Annotated in this window: 17 protein-coding genes; 4 read left to right on the top strand and 13 right to left on the bottom strand. The window is 35.3% G+C overall.

What is annotated here, in order from left to right:
- The first annotated feature begins 184 nt into the window (after positions 1-184).
- Complete coding sequence (locus tag QZ657_RS11745; RefSeq protein WP_291967069.1) at positions 185-844, top strand: hypothetical protein; 660 nt, start codon at positions 185-187, stop codon at positions 842-844.
- Here the strand turns inward: QZ657_RS11745 and gldC are convergent.
- Positions 841-1,182, bottom strand: coding sequence for a gliding motility protein GldC (gene gldC / locus QZ657_RS11740; RefSeq protein ID WP_276473526.1), 342 nt, complete (start codon positions 1,180-1,182; stop codon positions 841-843). The genes QZ657_RS11745 and gldC overlap by 4 nt on opposite strands.
- The gene (gene gldB, locus QZ657_RS11735) at positions 1,183-2,115 is read right to left on the bottom strand and encodes a gliding motility lipoprotein GldB (RefSeq protein WP_291963359.1); all 933 of its coding nucleotides are present in this window, start codon (positions 2,113-2,115) and stop codon (positions 1,183-1,185) included. It lies immediately after the preceding gene.
- 115 nt (positions 2,116-2,230) lie between these two features.
- On the opposite strand from gldB, the gene nadE reads away from it, so the two are divergent.
- Positions 2,231-3,019: an NAD(+) synthase gene (gene nadE / locus QZ657_RS11730; RefSeq protein WP_276473524.1), complete on the top strand. Its 789-nt coding sequence runs from the start codon at positions 2,231-2,233 to the stop codon at positions 3,017-3,019.
- 167 nt (positions 3,020-3,186) lie between these two features.
- Positions 3,187-3,816, top strand: coding sequence for a response regulator transcription factor (locus QZ657_RS11725; RefSeq protein WP_276473523.1), 630 nt, complete (start codon positions 3,187-3,189; stop codon positions 3,814-3,816).
- 72 nt (positions 3,817-3,888) lie between these two features.
- Here QZ657_RS11725 and dnaG read toward each other — a convergent pair whose 3' ends face one another.
- Positions 3,889-5,874 carry a DNA primase gene (gene dnaG, locus QZ657_RS11720; RefSeq protein ID WP_291967067.1) on the bottom strand — a complete coding sequence of 662 codons (1,986 nt, stop codon included), beginning with the start codon at positions 5,872-5,874 and terminating at the stop codon, positions 3,889-3,891.
- A gap of 68 nt (positions 5,875-5,942) precedes the next feature.
- On the opposite strand from dnaG, the gene QZ657_RS11715 reads away from it, so the two are divergent.
- On the top strand, positions 5,943-6,194 hold the full coding sequence (locus QZ657_RS11715) for a zinc-ribbon domain-containing protein (RefSeq protein ID WP_291963365.1): 252 nt from the start codon (positions 5,943-5,945) through the stop codon (positions 6,192-6,194).
- A 57-nt stretch (positions 6,195-6,251) separates the two neighbouring features.
- On the opposite strand, the gene QZ657_RS11710 is transcribed toward QZ657_RS11715, so the two are convergent.
- The 10 genes from QZ657_RS11710 to QZ657_RS11665 form a co-directional block, all read right to left on the bottom strand.
- Positions 6,252-7,325 carry a hypothetical protein gene (locus tag QZ657_RS11710; protein ID WP_291967065.1) on the bottom strand — a complete coding sequence of 358 codons (1,074 nt, stop codon included), beginning with the start codon at positions 7,323-7,325 and terminating at the stop codon, positions 6,252-6,254.
- An 87-nt stretch (positions 7,326-7,412) separates the two neighbouring features.
- On the bottom strand, positions 7,413-8,162 hold the full coding sequence (locus QZ657_RS11705; protein WP_291967063.1) for a hypothetical protein: 750 nt from the start codon (positions 8,160-8,162) through the stop codon (positions 7,413-7,415).
- The gene (locus tag QZ657_RS11700) at positions 8,149-8,712 is read right to left on the bottom strand and encodes an RNA polymerase sigma factor (RefSeq protein ID WP_291963370.1); all 564 of its coding nucleotides are present in this window, start codon (positions 8,710-8,712) and stop codon (positions 8,149-8,151) included. The genes QZ657_RS11705 and QZ657_RS11700 overlap by 14 nt, the downstream gene beginning before the upstream one ends.
- 133 nt (positions 8,713-8,845) lie before the next feature.
- Positions 8,846-9,823, bottom strand: a complete 978-nt coding sequence (locus tag QZ657_RS11695; RefSeq protein ID WP_291963372.1) for a polyprenyl synthetase family protein — start codon at positions 9,821-9,823, stop codon at positions 8,846-8,848.
- A gap of 302 nt (positions 9,824-10,125) precedes the next feature.
- The gene (rlmN, locus tag QZ657_RS11690; protein ID WP_291967061.1) at positions 10,126-11,169 is read right to left on the bottom strand and encodes a 23S rRNA (adenine(2503)-C(2))-methyltransferase RlmN; all 1,044 of its coding nucleotides are present in this window, start codon (positions 11,167-11,169) and stop codon (positions 10,126-10,128) included.
- A gap of 101 nt (positions 11,170-11,270) precedes the next feature.
- Positions 11,271-12,320, bottom strand: a complete 1,050-nt coding sequence (gene queA, locus QZ657_RS11685) for a tRNA preQ1(34) S-adenosylmethionine ribosyltransferase-isomerase QueA (protein ID WP_276473516.1) — start codon at positions 12,318-12,320, stop codon at positions 11,271-11,273.
- A gap of 79 nt (positions 12,321-12,399) precedes the next feature.
- The gene (aroA, locus tag QZ657_RS11680) at positions 12,400-13,629 is read right to left on the bottom strand and encodes a 3-phosphoshikimate 1-carboxyvinyltransferase (RefSeq protein WP_291967059.1); all 1,230 of its coding nucleotides are present in this window, start codon (positions 13,627-13,629) and stop codon (positions 12,400-12,402) included.
- A 37-nt stretch (positions 13,630-13,666) separates the two neighbouring features.
- A complete protein-coding gene (locus QZ657_RS11675; RefSeq protein WP_276473514.1) occupies positions 13,667-13,993 on the bottom strand; it encodes a nucleotide pyrophosphohydrolase in 327 nt (108 codons plus the stop codon).
- A gap of 8 nt (positions 13,994-14,001) precedes the next feature.
- Positions 14,002-15,978 (bottom strand): DUF3857 domain-containing protein, encoded by a 1,977-nt coding sequence (locus QZ657_RS11670; RefSeq protein ID WP_291967057.1) that lies wholly within the window; start codon positions 15,976-15,978, stop codon positions 14,002-14,004.
- Positions 15,979-16,049: 71 nt separating this feature from the next.
- Positions 16,050-17,996 (bottom strand): transglutaminase, encoded by a 1,947-nt coding sequence (locus QZ657_RS11665; protein WP_291967055.1) that lies wholly within the window; start codon positions 17,994-17,996, stop codon positions 16,050-16,052.
- Positions 17,997-18,034 lie beyond the last annotated feature (38 nt).

Raw genomic sequence — 18,034 nt, 5'->3', positions numbered from 1 at the left:
ACAGATTGCCACATTGCTAAAAAGCCCCTCGCAAAGACTTTGTACTTTTTACTTAGTACTTAGTACTTAATACCTCATAATTATCTTCACCACAACTCAGTATCCAAAACTTACAATTGAGTAACTTAACTTATTTTCTAAGCAACAATTCCTCCATCTTTGAGTAACATAAAACCAACCGAACATGGAAAATATCATAAAAATCTTCATTTACATTCACGCTTTTTTTGGTGGTGTGGGACTGATTACCGGAATAGCGAGTATTGTTGTGAAGAAAGGACAACGAAATCATAAACTATTGGGCAAATGGTTTTCTTGGTCCATGATTATAAGCTCTGTCATTTCTTTGGTGGTTGCCAGAATGCCCAACCACATCAATACTTTTTTATTCTTGATGGGTATTTTTACCGTTTATATGGTATTGGCGGGTAATAGAGCCCTAACATTTAAATCACCTAAAAAGACAAAAGCCAATTGGACGGATAAGCTGGTTTCAGGAATTATGGCTTTTTCCGCCCTATTGATGATCATATTTGGTATCACAGGACTTTTAAAAGGCTTTTCTCACAGCATCCTATTTTTAATATTTGGACTAACGGGTCTCTCTCTAACTTACGGAGATTGCAAACTCTTTATAAATACATTAGAAAACAGAAAGCTCTGGCTCATAAATCATTTAAGTAGAATGCTAGGTGCACTCATTGCTTCGGTAACAGCATTTTTTGTTGCCGGTATGCACCAAGATAACTTATGGGCATGGATTACTCCATCCATACTTGGAACTGCCTATATTATCTACTGGATAAAGAAAACAAAAGGTAAAAAGAAATTAAAAACGGCTTAACCTTGATCTTTTAAATTAAGGTTTTCTGCAAAATAATCGCAAAAATCTTTCATGGTAGCAGTCATCTTTTCGTCTTGGGTCGCCTTTAGAAAAGTATCCGATAAAGAAACCAAGGTCTGATGAAAAAATGTCTTCATCTCATCTACGGGCATATCTTTTGTCCACAAATCTATTTTTAGCGATTCTTGGTTCTTACTGTCCCAAACGGATAGTAGCATTGCCTTTGCAGCTTCATTTTCAACACCACCGTCCTGTGCAGACCAGTTTAATGTTTCAGGTATCCTATTCTCATCCAATCCTACGCGCAGTGTAATCTCTGAAGTATGTAAATCTGCCATCTAATTTCTCGGTTTGTAATTTGATTTCTTAAATATTTCATCTGCAGGCATTGGCATCAATTGTACAATGCTTACGTCATTATTTTCCATAAAGGCACGTACAATTTGCCAGCCTATGTAACGACCTAACCTTCCTGGAGATTCGTTGTCCAATTCCAATCCGAATTTAGAAAACGGTGCCGGTTCTAAAAATCGTTGGTTCAGTTTATTATCGGTACTGTATAAATATTCGTTTTCAATAAAATTTCTCCACATTGGTTCTTCATTGGCAATTGCCCAGTCCATTTCCTCATCAGAATACCCTATCTTTTTACCATCGCTAGCTTCTGGCATCAATTTATCCTTTAAATACAGTTCTTTACCAAAATAGATCATTCTAGCAAGGTAAGAGCGGTCTCTAGGCCTTGGCACCACTTGCTTGGCAAAGGCGCTTGCCACATCGCTCACTAAATAATTACGATCTAATGTTTTAGCTATATAACGCTGAAAGCCTCCATAATATTTATGTTCCGGTCCCAGATAATTATCAAGGCTTATGAACAACAAACTATCCGTTAAAATAATTCTATTGTTATAGTCAACATCATTGGTAACCGTAATTAATTTAGGTACGTTGTACTGCGGAAAATAATATTTAATGTGTTTGAACAATTGCACCAAACCTTCTTCCTCATCCTCAAAACTACGGAAGGCATTGCCTACTTCTTGAAACAGTTCTATTTGAAGGGAATCTTTCATTTTCGCAATCCAAACGCTGTCAGGAGCCGGAAACAAATATGGATAAGTTTTACGTAATGACGGCAAACCCTTTTCACCAGCAGTGGCAAACTCACGATCAAATCTAGAAATTTTCAGGTCCATTGGTATAGCGGCAATCTCCTCTGCCACCTTATCACTATCATTACAGCTAGAAAGAACGAAAAAAACTGACAATAGTATAAAAATAGGTTTGACCTTAGCAAGTATTTTACAATACATTTTATTATTTACAGTGTTCAACTTATTTTTAGGGCAAAGTTAATTGATTTTACTAAATAATTAGAGTGGTATGCAAACGGAAAAAGTAATTGATCACATTGTAAATTGGTTAAAGGATTATGCTGTAAATGCAAAGCAGAAGGGTTTTGTCATAGGCGTATCCGGAGGAATAGACTCTGCAGTTACTTCTACCCTATGCGCAAAAACAGGTTTAGACCTACTTTGCCTAGAAATGCCCATTCACCAAGCAGAGAACCAAAGTGACCGTGCTTCTAGACATATTGATTGGTTGATAGAAAATTTTCCCAACGTTAGAAGACAACCCGTAAACCTTACCCCGGTATTTGATAGTTTGGTGGCCGCACTGCCTGCAGTAGAAAATGAGGAAGATAGATTTATGTCCTTGGCCAATACGAGAGCTCGTTTGAGAATGACCAGCTTGTACTACTTTGCCGCACTTGAAAGATATTTGGTTGCAGGTACCGGAAACAAAGTTGAAGATTTTGGAGTTGGATTTTACACTAAATATGGTGATGGCGGTGTTGACTTGAGCCCGATTGCCGATTTAATGAAGACCGAGGTATATGATATTGCAAAGTCTTTGGGAGTAAACGAAGAGATAATTAAGGCTGCGCCAACAGATGGCCTATGGGGAGACGACAGAACGGACGAAGACCAGATAGGAGCCTCTTATCCAGAGTTAGAATGGGCAATGAACATGAAAGACGAGGGCAAAACAATAGATGACTTTGAAGGTAGAAAAAAAGAGGTGTATGCTATATTTTTAAGGTTAAATACAATGAACCAACATAAAATGTTGCCTATTCCCGTTTGTGAGATACCAAATGAGTTAAAATAACAACTCAACTAAGAATCAAGGTATTAAATCGAAAATAAAGTCCAAAATTTTACGTTAAATGTAAAATAATGCAACTTTGGCTTCTAATTTAGAATTTTAAGCCTTACATTGCATGTTGTCTTTTCAGACAAGATTAGGTCCTGAAATCTATATAAAAAAAACAATTAATGATCAAAGTTTTAATAGCGGATAACCATCCTATCATAAGAATGGGAGTTAGGAAGGTTCTAGAATCCGCTGAGGGATTTGAACTGATCGACGAGGTAGCTACTACCGAAGATCTTTTTGAAAAACTCAAAGACACAACCCCCGATGTGGTCATGCTAGAAATGGATATTCCAGATATTAACGGAATAGCGGCATTACGAAAAATCAAGAAAGATTACCCAGACGTAAAAGTACTTATGTACAGTGGTCAATCTGAAGACGTTTATGCTCTTAGCGCCATTAGAGCCGGTGCTTTTGGATATTTATCCAAATCATCTGGTGTAGAATATATTACCGCAGCAGTTACTAAGGTAAGTGAAGGCAGCATGTTCATTACCAACGAACTTGCCCAACGTCTTGCTTTTGACGAAGGAACCAAAAAACCAAGAAGGTTCTTTAGAAAATTATCAACTAGAGAAATAGAAGTTCTAAAACTTTTAGCTAGTGGTAAACGAAACAAAGAGGTTGCTTTAGGGTTAAACCTAAACGAAAAAACAGTTAGTACCTACAAAGCTCGTTTAATGAAAAAATTAAATGTAGATAATATGGTAGATTTATTGCAACAGGCAAAAGCCTTAGAATTGTACTAAATTCTTACAACTGTATAACAAAATAAAAAAAGACCTGCACTTAGCAGGTCTTTTTCATTTATCTCATAAATATTAGGATAATACCCTGTTCAATTTCTTGTTCAGCAATTTATTAAGCTGAATGTAATTCATAATTTCCTCTAGTACTTCCCTATGATCCGTAGTAGAATCTTCAGTAGTATTCTGTAATGTGTTCATTCTTTTCTTGATCAGAAAACAGCGTAGTGTTAATATGGTCTCACTTACCAACTGCGCTACCCCTATTTCCTTACTCTTAGGAAAAATCTCTTTACGCTCCCAGTCATGCAACACATACCGCTCCTCTTCCATTAATATAGAAGATATCTGGTTGGCCATTTCTTGCTCTAGACTATTTACGAACGTGGTTATCGAGAACTCCTCCTTTTCATTTAAAGCTTCTATTAGCTTGGCATACATTTTACGAAAATCTTCGTTCGCCAATTCTATTTCATCTTCTTGCAGATCCAAGTAGATTTTCTCATAGACCTTAATTTCAGATATTTCCGGTTCTAACACCAAATCTCCGGCATCATTTTCTTTCAACACCAAATCTTCAAACTGTTCTTTATGATTACCGTACAACATGAGCGATTCTATGATTTTTCGCTCTAGCAAATATTGCACGTCTACCTTTTCTTGTTTTTCCGCATTGGTATTCCGAACAACATCAAAAGCTTTTTGCTCCTCTTTTTGTTGCGCCTGTACATTCTTTTCTTCTTTCTTACCTATTTGTGCAAGTGTATTGAACAGAACTGCCTCAGATATATTCATGATCTGCGCACACTCTTGAATATAAATTTCCTTTTGAATGCGATCAGGAATTTTAGAAATGCTATTTACGATATCTCTAACGGTACCAGCCCTTTTTATTGGGTCATTATCCGCCTCTTTTACCAATAAAGATGCTTTGAACTGTATAAAATCTTTAGAATTGCCGTTTAAATAGGCCATGACATCATCTAGCTCATTGTTCTTGGCAAAACTATCTGGATCTTCGCCTTCCGGAAACGTACATACACGCACGTTCATACCCTGCTCCAAAATTAGATCAATACCCCTTAGCGATGCCCTTAGACCGGCAGCATCGCCATCAAATAATACCGTAATATTTTTGGTCAATCTGTTGATCAACCTAATCTGTTCTGGTGTAAGTGCCGTTCCGCTAGAGGACACTACATTTTCGATACCACGTTGTGCAAATTGAATTACATCTGTATACCCCTCAACCAAGTAACAATTATCCTCTTTGGCAATAGCTTGTTTGGCATGGTAAATACCATATAACACCTTACTCTTATGATAGATGTCACTTTCAGGCGAATTCAGGTATTTGGCCGCCTTTTTATCATTCGTTAAAATACGGCCACCAAAACCTAGTACACGGCCACTTAAAGAATGAATAGGAAACATAACCCTACCTTTAAAACGGTCGAATTTTCTAGATCCATTTGGATTGTTAGCATCTTCCTTAACAATGGTCAATCCGGTTTTTGCCAGATATTCCAATTTATATCCTTTATCCAATGCCGCGTTGGTAAATCCGTCCCATTGATCAAGGCAATACCCCAATTCAAATTTCTTGATGGTTTCATCTGTAAACCCACGTTCTTTAAAGTAGCTTAAGCCAATCGCTTTACCCAACTCAGATTCCAACAGCATTTCTTTAAAATGCGATTGGGCGAATTCAGATACCAGATACATACTTTCGCGCTCACTGGCCTGCTCTTTTTGTTCGTTAGACTGTTCTGTCTCCTCTACTTCAATATTATATTTCTTTGCTAGGTACTTAATAGCCTCAGGATAGGTAAAATGCTCGTGCTCCATTAAAAAAGCAACCACATTACCGCCTTTGCCGCTACTAAAGTCTTTCCAAATCTGTTTTACGGGAGATACCATAAAACTTGGTGAACGCTCATCTGTAAACGGACTAAGACCTTTGAAGTTAGAGCCTGATTTTTTCAGTTGTACAAAATCACCAATTACCTCTTCTAAACGAGCGGTTTCATAAACTTTATCTATGGTAATTTTTGAAATCATATTGTTACCCAGCCCCTTTAAAAAGGGCTAATAAATTTGTGTAAATTAGAACATCAAAAATAGCAATAATGATTCTATTCTTTGGCACTAGACCCGGAAAGCCCGAAACTAAAAAGCTTTTTAATTGTATATGCCCTTATTGTCAGCAACAGGGAACGTTGACAGCTGTAACCCAAAAGAATTACTTCCATATATTTTGGATCAAGCTTTTTAAAATTTCCAGTACCACTACCGTAGAATGCAGCCATTGTAAACGTGGGTATTATGAAAATGAGTTTACTGAAGAGATGAACAGAGAACTGTCTAAACTAAATAATTAGCTGTAGTAACCGTTTTTACGAACGGCACCACAGCTAATTTGATTGATGAATATTTTTCTAAAGATCGAAACGTAGGCCTAAAGAGATATTTTGTTGTTCTATAGCTGCATCTTTGAATATAGGATTAAGATCATATTTTACATACAACAAAACCCCATCTACACCAGCGTATGCACTTAAACCATATACCAGATCATTGGTATTATAACTACGCTTTAATTTGTCCTTTACCTTTTCACCATCTATTGTGTATTTCAATTTTTGTCGTGTTCCTAAGTTGAACCCTGCATAACCACCTAAACCAACTCTAAATTTGTTATGCAACGAGTATCTCATGGTCTTTTCTGTAGTAGATAGCTTTGAAGGACCAAATTCAAAATGCATTGGAAATACCAAGTTATCCATTCTAAATTTTGATTTATTCAATTCATATTCAAATTCCTGAAGCTCGGACTGACCGTTATCCAATGACACCAAGTACTGATTATCCTTTGGCTTTAAGCCGTTAAATTGAAATGAAAACCCATAGTTGAACCTTAGGAAATTTGTATTCTTAAACACCCTGGTGCGCCATTGCCATCCCATTTCAAAAAATCTACTTCCGCCAATTTTATAAGGAGAATCATTTAAGGACTGCCCTTCTATAATTGCATTATTTAAACCAACGGCCAAAACAATATCAGAATAAGTTCTTCTGTCATAGACCGGTTCTTTTCTATGCCTATTTTCATTGATACGTATTCCAAACAGTTTGTCATCATCATCCCCTAATCCCAATTCAAAAGCGAACTTATAATTTAAGGAATCCAATTCTATGACCTCGCCGTTATTTCTTTCCAAAAGGGATATTTTATTATCGATAATAGCAATTCTCTCCTCTATGTTAAGCGCTCTTTTTTCTGCAGCCTTCATCTTTAATGCATTGGCCTCTTCTTCTGTAATTTCACCATTTTCCAATTGTTTAACTATTTCATCTATTTCAAATTTTAAGGCTTCCTTTTCTTGTCTAGTTATACTAAGCTTTTGCTCTTTTAAAATTTCTACTTTCTCTATATAATTATCTTGAGCCATAACACTTTGCATTAATAAAAGTGTCAATAAGGCTACTAAATACATGGTAATTGTTCTCATTTCTATTTTGATTTTTTTTGATGAATAAACTCCGCTCCCTGTCCCCATAGTATTTTATAGAGATAAAGAAAAACGATTTGTGATTGATTAATTATTGCGGTCTGCCACAGCAGTACGCACTTTTATAAAACCGGCTTTTAGGGAATCAAAAATTTGGTCTCGGAAGGATTGATCAAGTTCATCCTCAACCTCTGTCAACAAAGCCATAGCATCAACAGATTTATCTTTATTAAATATTTTATCTCTTAAAATTTCATCTTGGGCACGTTTCAGTAATGAATCTACCTCGGCATCTGTCACTGTACTGTTTTGCTCCAGAACAGTTACTTGTGCAATAACATCGGCCACTTTAGAATTAATAATATCATCGGTCACCACTAATTCCTCAACAGATGTACTAGTAGGTACTTGGTTTACCCCAACCTCAATCTCATCTTTTAATACTAAAGGCTCTTGTTCTTTAATTTGTATATTTTCTTCCTCAACCACCTTCTCTATGCTGGTTTCATTTTCTGAATGTGCAACAACCTCTACTTCCTCTTTCACTATTGGCAAAACATCTTTTACAGGAACTTCTTTTAACGTATGCTCTTTTTCAATGTCTACGATTTCTGTTGGTATTTTGGTAGCTGCAGTATTTCCACCAAAATAGAATATTGCTATACCTACCAACACAACAACACTTGCCGCAATACCCATCCATAGATATACAGGTTTCTTTTTGGCATCATCATCATTTAATTCTGATATAATTTTGGACCATGCATTTGCCGATGGCTGAATTTCGCGCTCTTGTAACTTGGTCTTAATATGTTTTTCAAATTTATCGGTTTCCATACCCTATAATATTTTGTTGCCTTAATTGATCTTGAAGCAATTTTCGGGCTTTTAATAATTGTGTTTTTGAAGTGCTCTCAGTAATCGACAGCATTTCTGCAATTTCTTTATGCTTATACCCTTCTACGGTATACAATACAAAGACCATTTTATAACCTTGGGGCAGCTTGTCTATCAATTGTTGAATATGCTCTGTATCTAAATCAGTACTCTGCGAAATCTCTTCCGACTGATTTTTCTCGTACACCTCATCATCATACACGACAAACTGTTGTTTTCTTAAATAGGATATGCTTTCCCTGATCATAATCCTACGTAACCACCCTTCAAAACTACCTTCAAACTTAAACGTATCTAAATTGTTGAACATTTTTAAAAAACCCTGCACCATTACATCTTCCGCAAAATGAACATCTTTTATATACTGACGACAAACGCTCAACATTTTTGGCGCATGCTTTTTGTACAAACGCTCTTGCGCATCGCGGTTACCCGATGACGCTTTTTTTATGAGTTGGCTCTCGTTTTTATAAAAAGGTATAATTTTCAAAATATTGGTTTGGTCTTCTATTAGCATAGACGCAGAAGAAGAAGGTATGGTTGCCTGAAGGTCAATAAAAATTAAAATTAATTCTTAAAACACTATATTTCAATTACTTAAATATAAAAAAAAAGAGTAATATTTACTTTTTACGTTCAACTACGTAATTCACCATTAATTCTAAGGCACTTTTATAATCAGATTCAGGATATGTACTTAGAAGTTTTAAAGCTTCATCTCTATACTGTAACATTTTGGTCACCGAGTAATCTAGCCCGCCTTTATCTTTCACAAAAGCAATGACTTCTTTGACGCGCTTTTTATCCTTATTGTGATTTTTTATGGAATTGATGACCCAACTCTTCTCTTTCTTGCTGCAATTATTTAACGCATAAATTAAAGGCAGTGTCATTTTCTGCTCTTTAATATCTATTCCTGTAGGCTTCCCAATTTTTTCACCACCATAGTCAAACAAATCATCTTTAATTTGAAATGCCATACCACATAGTTCTCCAAACTTTCTAAAGATTTCTACATCTGGACTATCCGGTTTTACGGAACAAGCTCCCAAAGAACAACATGCCGCTATTAAAGTGGCGGTCTTTTGCCTAATGATATCATAATACACCTCTTCGGTAATATCTAAGCGCCTAGCTTTCTCTATCTGCAATAATTCGCCTTCGCTCATTTCACGAACGGCAACAGAGATTATTTTCAGCAGATCAAAATCTCCATTATCAATAGAAAGCAACAAGCCTTTTGAAAGCAGGTAGTCTCCCACTAAAACGGCAATCTTATTTTTCCACAGGGCGTTTATAGAGAAAAAGCCCCTGCGCTTATTACTCTCATCTACTACATCATCATGCACCAATGTAGCCGTATGTATCAACTCTATTACCGATGCACCACGATAGGTACGCTCATTTACTTCGCCATTATTTAACAGTTTTGCCGTTAAAAATACGAACATAGGGCGCATTTGCTTCCCTTTTCTATTTACGATGTAATGGGTAATTCTATTGAGTAATGCAACCTTAGAGGTCATTGAATCTCTAAACTTAGACTCAAACAACTCCATTTCCTGATAGACAGGTTCCTTTATTTGTGCTACAATTTTCAGGCGCTCTTCATTAGAACATCAAAATTAGGCAAAAGCTAGGAAATAACAGTAGCTGGAAGGATAGTTTTAAAGTTGTTGGTTGCTAGCTTTTGGTTGTTGGTTGTTGGTTGTTAGCTATAACGCTTCGCGTTATGTAGAATTAAGATTTTATATTAGCAATTGCTCTAGTAATTCGTAGTACTCAATACCTTCCATTTCTGAAGCTTAGCTTTGATAAAAAATTGTATGTTCCAACAAGTCTATTTTCTATACTCTATTTTCTAACTTAATACTTAATACTTAGTACTTTTCACTTTGTACTTCTAACTTTTATTCGCCAACTGGCCACATGCGGCATCAATATCCTTTCCTCTAGAGCGACGAACGGTCACTACTATATTATTCTTTTCCAGTGAATTTACATAGCGGTCTATAGCAGCGTTAGAAGCTTGCTTAAACTCGCCGTCATCAATAGGATTATATTCTATAAGATTTACTTTAGAAGGCGCAAAACGGCAAAACTCCACTAACGCATCTACATCTTTTTGAGTATCGTTTATGCCTTCCCAAACCACATACTCATACGTAATTCTACTTTTTGTCTTTTGGTACCAGTACTGTAGGGACTCCCTTAAATCACTCAAGGTAAACTTAGCGTTAAAGGGCATTATTGACGTACGAATTTCATCAACAGCTGAATGTAAAGAAACCGCCAATTTAAATTTAACTTCATCATCGGCCATTTTTCGGATCAATTTAGGCACACCAGAGGTAGAGACCGTAATTCTCTTTGGAGACATGCCCAGCCCGTCTGAAGATGTGATTTTATCAATTGCCTTTAATACGTTGTTGTAGTTCATTAAAGGCTCTCCCATGCCCATAAAAACAATGTTGCTTAAAGGTCTGTCAAAATACAATCTGCTTTCATTATCAATAGCTACAACCTGATCATATATTTCATCGGGATTTAAATTGCGCATTCGTTTTAAACGTGCCGTTGCACAGAACCTACAATCTAAACTACACCCTACTTGACTGGATACACAAGCAGTTGTTCTTGATTTTGTAGGTATTAAAACGGACTCAACAATTAAATCGTCATGCAAGCGTACGGCATTTTTTATAGTACCGTCACTACTGCGCTGCATTTGATCTACCTTAATATGGTTAATGACAAAATTGGCTTCTAACATTTCCCTGGTTTCTTTTGATAAATTGGTCATTACATCAAAAGAATACGCAGCTTTTTGCCATAACCACTCGTAGACCTGGTTGCCACGAAAAGCTTTGTCACCATTAGAAACAAAGAACTCCCTAAGCTGCTCTCTCGTTAGTGCCCGGATATCTTTTTTCTCTATTTCTTCCATCTATTAAAGGTAGGTATTACTGGTGATAAAAATCCCGCTTTGTCAATATGTAGATAAAGCGGGATTAAAAAAATTTCCTTTTTAAAAAGGATTATATCAACTTATATGATCAACATTGCATCACCATAAGAATAAAACTTATAGCTTTCCAATATTGCTTCTTTATATGCTTTGTTCATTAGATCATGACCCATAAATGCAGATACCATCATCAACAATGTTGATTTTGGCAAATGGAAGTTTGTAATCATGGCATTTGCAATACTGAAATCATAAGGAGGGAATATGAACTTATTTGTCCAACCCTCATAGGTATTCAATGTCTGCTTAGAAGACACCGCACTTTCCAAGCCACGCATTGCCGTTGTACCTACGGCACAAATACGACGTTTTTTGGCTTTAGCATTGTTTACGATCTCTGCTGCTTTTTCATCAATGAACATTTCTTCACTATCCATTTTATGCTTAGAAAGATCTTCTACCTCAACTGGGTTGAATGTACCTAAACCTACGTGCAAAGTCAACTCGGCAAAATCTACACCCTTAATTTCCAAACGCTTTAGCAAATGTTTAGAAAAGTGCAAACCAGCGGTTGGAGCCGCCACAGCACCTTCATGCTTGGCATAGATCGTTTGGTAACGATCTTCATCTTCCGGCTCAACATCTCTCTTTATATATTTTGGTAACGGAGTTTCACCTAGCTCCCTTAATTTTCTTCTAAAATCAAGGTAAGCACCATCATAAAGAAAACGTAAGGTTCTACCTCTAGAAGTAGTATTATCAATAACTTCTGCTACCAAGGTTTCATCATCACCAAAATATAGTTTGTTACCAATACGTATTTTACGTGCAGGATCAACAAGAACATCCCAAAGGCGTTGCTCTTCGTTCAACTCACGTAAAAGAAAAACCTCAATACGAGCTCCGGTTTTCTCCTTGTTACCGTACAAACGTGCTGGAAATACTTTTGTATTGTTAAGAACCATAACATCACCTTCATCAAAATAGTCGATCATGTCCTTGAACATTCTATGCTCAATCTTTCCGGTATCTCTGTGGATGACCATTAATTTAGACTCATCTCTATTTTCAGATGGATGCTCCGCCAATAATTCGTCTGGAAGCTCAAAATTAAAATTTGATAATTTCATGTAGCTGTTATATTTAATGTAGCAAATTGCGGCTGCAAATATACAATCTGCAGATAGGCCTTGTCAAGTAAATCGTTAATTATAATTCTTTTATACCGAATTCCAATTGTTTTAGGTCGTTCCAAAAATCAGGGTATGACTTAGATACCACCTCTGCATCATTAACAAAAAGTGTTGTTTTCATGGCCAGAGGAGCAAAAGCCATTGCCATTCTATGATCATTATATGTATCTATGGCAATATCTTCAAGAATACCTACAGATGGTATTATGGTCAATGTTTTATCCGTAACGGTTATATTCGCCCCTAATTTAGATAGTTCTGTATGCAAAGCCTCTAAACGATCGGTCTCTTTAATTTTTAAGGTGTGCAGGCCGGTCAAATAACAACCTACCCCTAAACCAAAACAGGTAACCGCAATTGTTTGGGCTATATCCGGAGCATTTGCCAGATCAAACTCATTCTTAGATTCTATCTTTTTATCGGTCTTTTTTAAAGTAATGTTATTACTGCCATAAGTGGTCTCTACACCAAACGAAGTATAAATATTGGCAAGTACGCTGTCTCCTTGAAGACTTTCTTTTTTGTAGGCAGATAACGTTATTTGTGTTTCCGGAGTTGCCAGTGCGCAAATACTATAATAATAAGAGGCAGAACTCCAATCTGATTCTACTACCAATGTTTTTGGTGCTACTTTTTCCTTTGCAGAGACTTTGATGAGGTTACCCTCAAAAGAACTTTCCACTCCAATTTCCTCTAACAACGCCAAGGTCATTTTTATGTACGGCACAGAAGTGATTTTACCAATCAGTTCCAATTCTAGTCCGTTTTCTAAACTTGGAGCAATCAACAATAACGAAGAAATATATTGGCTACTTACATTAGCCGGTAAACTCACTTTATCTTTTACAATTTGCTGTCCTTTAATTTTTATAGGGGGATATCCATCATCTTGAACATAAGATATTTCCGCTCCCAGGGTCTTTAAGGCATCTACCAAGATTTTTATAGGCCGCTCCGTCATTCTTTTAGAACCGGTAAGCACTACTTCTTTACCAGCTTGTGATGCAAAGTATCCGGTTAAAAAACGCATAGCGGTACCTGCATGATGAATATCTACGGTACCTTCCGTAATTTCCAAACCTTTTGCCATAACTTGGGCATCGTCTGAATTGGAAATATTCTCTATTTTAATATTTGGATATAAAGCCGACAATAATAAACTACGGTTAGATTCACTTTTTGAACCTGTTATAGTAATTGTATCGTTTAGCTTAGTATTGGACGGACCTGTCAATTGAAGTTTCAATGCGTATCATTTTAAAAATAGAACGCCAAATATACGCCTATTTCAACTTTTTATTATTGTGATGACGGTCATGATCACGCTTTGTTTTTAAATCTAACTTTTTATCGAAAGCTTGTTGTAAATCAACACCGGTTTGGTTGGCCAAACACAATACTACGAACATAACATCTGCCAATTCTTCGCCCAGATCCTTGTTCTTGTCAGACTCTTTTTCGCTTTGCTCTCCATAGCGTCTAGCGATTATTCTTGCAACCTCGCCTACTTCTTCGGTAAGCTGTGCCATATTGGTTAATTCGTTAAAGTAGCGAACTCCGTGCTCCTTGATCCAATTATCTACTTCTAATTGTGCGTTTTTAATGTTCATAGTGTATCTTAAATTTTTTCAAAAACAATCAAAGATTGACCTTGACTTTTTACAGCTTCATCAAAAAGTTCTTTCAACCCGTTATAAAATGCGTTACCATAATGCGCAAAATTCAATTCAAAAGTAAAAAATAAATTAAGGGTACCGCTGTTATTATCAGATACATTTAATTTTAATACACCACCATTTTCAGGAATAACAAAATTTTTATTTTCAGGTAAGGACTTTACGCTATACCCATCCGGAATTTTAACATTTAAAACATACTGATATTTCATTGGGTAACCAAAATCAACTGGGTAATTTCTTTCCGAAGCCGTAAAAGGATTTTTATCGAAAAATTTTAATACAAATGGATTTAAGTAAATATCATCGCCTTGGAACAAGTTTTCAATTTCAAAATTGAAACGCTCAGTAAGCTTTTTCTCATTAGAATATTTAGATCTCTTTTCATGAGAAATAATATTAAAATCATCTGAAATCTCTTCTTCCAATTTTTCAATATAACTATCTTCATTTGTAGTTGCCAGCAATTTATCTTGTGACACCTTATTATATCCCGTATTCGTTAAATCAAAAATACCTTCCAACTTTTGTTCGGTAGTATTGATAGTCATCTGAGCCCGTAACATTACAGCATTCAAATTTTCCGGCACAATATCATACCAATAACTATCCTTATCAAAATCCATTACTCTACCGTAATAATTCAAACAACGATATGGCAGCATGCCAAAAGGCATATATTTATTAGTTGCGTCCAATAAATAGGACTTTCCTTCAATATCCAGTTTTGCGACAATATAATTAAAATCACTCATGACAGGATGGGTCTTCTTTGGCAATCCTCTTTTACGGGTGGCCATTACCATCATGTTAGCTTTTAAGCCCACCGCATTTAAAAGATTTATTAGAGCAATATTAATTTCTGCTACATTACCCTTCTTCTCGTCAAAAGCTTTTTTCACCTTATTACCTTGCCAGATACCATATTCCTCATTCCATACAAAATGTTTTTTTACAAATTCATATATATTTTTGGCACGTGTAATTTCATCTCCTTCGGTCAATAAACTTTCATCTACATTCTTTTCAAAAAAATTCTTTTTACGAAGCTGACTACCAATATCCTTATCGGTCTTAAATTCCTGATCTACATCATCCCATGATTTGGTGTATTTATCAGTACCGCCATAGAAACTCTTATATTCAGAAAGTTCAAACTCTAACTTAGACCTGTAATTATTAGATGATAGCATATATGCTTCAGAATCCTTAAATGCCGGTACGTTTTCCATTACATATTTCAAGGACTCGCAGTCGCTATCATCTTTTGTGCCTGGAAATTTAAAACAACCTTTTACTATATCTGCCTCATTAACATCTAAATTCAATTTACCCTTAAGGCTTCTATTATACAGCCAATTACCAGGTATTTTTGCATTGAACTCAGAATACAACTTAGGAATATCCGATTGAAATTCCCATCCCGTAAAATTAAAAAAGAAAGGAGATTGCATTTCGTATTCATATTCAACAATAGACCCTTCTCTAACATTAGGAAAAGTAAATTTTGTGTGAGTCCACTTTTCATTGACCTCTTCTTCAAAGAATTCACTGGCTTTTACAGAATGCTTAAACTCTCCGTTATGTGTTTGAGCCTTGATATTGACTATTTTTTCTTTTCTCTTCTTGGAACGATATAGTGGTATTTCAATATTTGCATAATCAAAGCCTTCTTTTTCAAGTATTTTAATTTTAGCATGATATTTTGTTATCAGGTAGATGTAGTCATCTCTAATTTCAAAATAATTATTACCATATTCATATAAATAAACTGCCTCAGCTTCCGGATCTTGTTCATAAGACACAAACTCACTCTCTAGCTTTGACAAAGTACCAAACTCTGGTATTTCTTGAGCAAAACAATTTTTAAAATTCACGAACAAAATGAAAAAAAGGGTAAACAATCTAAAATAGTACATACTAAAAGTGGTAGGTTGAATTTAATTTACAGTTATACAGTGTTCTTTTTAAGATATATTTTATGATGATCTTAAATTCTTTGTAAAACAACTTTCTCCGAATGTTTTTCAACTATCTGACAATAAAATTCTTTTAATTGTGCGTAATGATCATTGGAAATCAAAGCTTTTTTGAAGCTAATTTTTGAAGAAATTTGTAGGGTGTTATCCAGAGTTGATATTTGAAAATTAAAGAAGCCTAATTTATTGGGTAAAGAAATCATCTTATTCTCTGGCAATGTTGCTATTGTATAATTTTCAGGTAGTGTAATATTTACAATAAAACTATCCTCCCAAGGGTAACCGAAATCAACAGGAAATTCCCTTATTTCAGATTTAAACGGTGACTCATCTTGGGAAAGATGCAATAACGGGGAAAAGTATAATTTATCACCGGCATCATCAATACTTTCATCTAAATAAATCTCGTACGCTTGATTTATAATTTTATTTGGTTGTGTTACTTCTTTTATTTCAAAATTTGAAATCTCAATACCGCTATACTTGTCTTCTAACTCTTGAATGTATTCAACTTCAGTTTCCGCATTATATTTATCCCGTAACAACATAGCATAATAATCCGAATAGCGTTGTTTTACAGAACCTTCAAAACTTAGATCATCACCAAGAACTAAATTTAACATGGTAATTTCCTTTGACATTTTTGCAGGTAGCAAATCCACCATTACTGCCGTACCATCTTTATTGATAGCCCTGCCAAACCAATTTAAATCTCTCATTGGTAAAACATTTACCATACTATACTTTTCCGTAGCATCTAAAAAAGAATAACTTTCACCATCTTTTATACCTGCTATTACATAATTGAAACCTTTTAAAGTTGGAAACAACTGAACTCCGTGATCTCTTGTGCTTAAAATAATTGGATAAGCGTCAAAGCCCGCATGTTTTAAACATGATACCAAAAACAAATTGATATCCCCAGAATTTCCTACACCACTCTTATAAGCCTTTTTAACTCCTTCCTCTGCGGTAACACCACGATTTTTATTCCATTTTATTTTATCTTTCACAAAAGTGAGAACTTCCTTTAAACGTTGTTTTTTATCAGCGATACCTTTAAGTTTATTATCAAGGTCATCTTCAAAAAAATTTTTCTTTTCCAATTCATTACCAAATGATGTATTCTTGTAAATAGTGGCAACAACATCTTCCCAACTTTTAGCAAAATTCTCGGACATTTCACCTGGAAATTGAACGGAAACAATTTCAAAATCTACACCACTTCTATAATTATCTATATTACTGACAAAGCTCTCATCTATTAAAGCTGGAACATTTACAAGATTGTATGAAGTTACAACATCATAGGTACCAACTTGATTGTTCATTACCCGATCTGTTTTAGGATTAAGTGGCAAAAAACCTTTTTGACGTTGATTGAATCTGAAATAATCAAAAATAGCCATACTAGCTTTAAGTCGTTTTATAGGTATTGCTTCTTGAAAACGAAACTCATCGATACTGCTATAGTATGGAGATATAACTTTATACCTATACTCCAAAACGCTACCTTCCTTAACCTTAGGCATGGTAAGTTTTACCTGGTTCATACCTTTTGAAAACTCAGACTTAAATATGCCGTCTTTTTCTAACTTAGTTTCAACTATTTCCCCATTTACCAGAGAATATGTATAACCTTTTATCTTTGAGACTACTTCTGCACTACCAATACCTTTACTTAAATTTATAATCTTGGTAGCGTGATCAAACCCGGCTTTATCATAAACCTTTATACGTTCATGTATTTCCGTTACAAGTGACAATCCGCTGTTTTGACTGTAGACATAATAACTCTTTCTATATTTATAAAGGTAAGCCGCCACAGCAGAAGAATCCAAAGGATACGATTGCTCAATTAATTCTTCTTTCGACACCTTTCCAAAATCGTAATTTTGAGCATTACTTAATAATGAAAAGAACAGTGTTGTTAATATAACTATTTTAATTTGAGACATATTTATTAATTATTTATTGGCACCACCAAAGGGTATAC

Origin of the sequence: Maribacter sp. (assembly GCA_020629415.1) — a bacterium.
Lineage (GTDB): Bacteria > Bacteroidota > Bacteroidia > Flavobacteriales > Flavobacteriaceae > Maribacter > Maribacter huludaoensis.
This window is presented reverse-complemented; position numbering and strand designations above follow the sequence as displayed.

Bases quoted from the DNA above. Each gene is read 5' to 3' on its own strand.
- QZ657_RS11675 (WP_276473514.1), bottom strand. From the start codon at position 13,993: ATGAACATTAAAAACGCACAATTAGAAGTAGATAATTGGATCAAGGAG.
- QZ657_RS11705 (WP_291967063.1), bottom strand. From the start codon at position 8,162: ATGGAAACCGATAAATTTGAAAAACATATTAAGACCAAGTTACAAGAG.
- QZ657_RS11745 (WP_291967069.1), top strand. From the start codon at position 185: ATGGAAAATATCATAAAAATCTTCATTTACATTCACGCTTTTTTTGGT.
- QZ657_RS11665 (WP_291967055.1), bottom strand. From the start codon at position 17,996: ATGTCTCAAATTAAAATAGTTATATTAACAACACTGTTCTTTTCATTA.
- QZ657_RS11715 (WP_291963365.1), top strand. From the start codon at position 5,943: ATGATTCTATTCTTTGGCACTAGACCCGGAAAGCCCGAAACTAAAAAG.
- QZ657_RS11710 (WP_291967065.1), bottom strand. From the start codon at position 7,325: ATGAGAACAATTACCATGTATTTAGTAGCCTTATTGACACTTTTATTA.
- QZ657_RS11670 (WP_291967057.1), bottom strand. From the start codon at position 15,978: ATGTACTATTTTAGATTGTTTACCCTTTTTTTCATTTTGTTCGTGAAT.
- queA (WP_276473516.1), bottom strand. From the start codon at position 12,320: ATGAAATTATCAAATTTTAATTTTGAGCTTCCAGACGAATTATTGGCG.
- nadE (WP_276473524.1), top strand. From the start codon at position 2,231: ATGCAAACGGAAAAAGTAATTGATCACATTGTAAATTGGTTAAAGGAT.
- gldC (WP_276473526.1), bottom strand. From the start codon at position 1,182: ATGGCAGATTTACATACTTCAGAGATTACACTGCGCGTAGGATTGGAT.
- rlmN (WP_291967061.1), bottom strand. From the start codon at position 11,169: ATGGAAGAAATAGAGAAAAAAGATATCCGGGCACTAACGAGAGAGCAG.
- dnaG (WP_291967067.1), bottom strand. From the start codon at position 5,874: ATGATTTCAAAAATTACCATAGATAAAGTTTATGAAACCGCTCGTTTA.
- QZ657_RS11725 (WP_276473523.1), top strand. From the start codon at position 3,187: ATGATCAAAGTTTTAATAGCGGATAACCATCCTATCATAAGAATGGGA.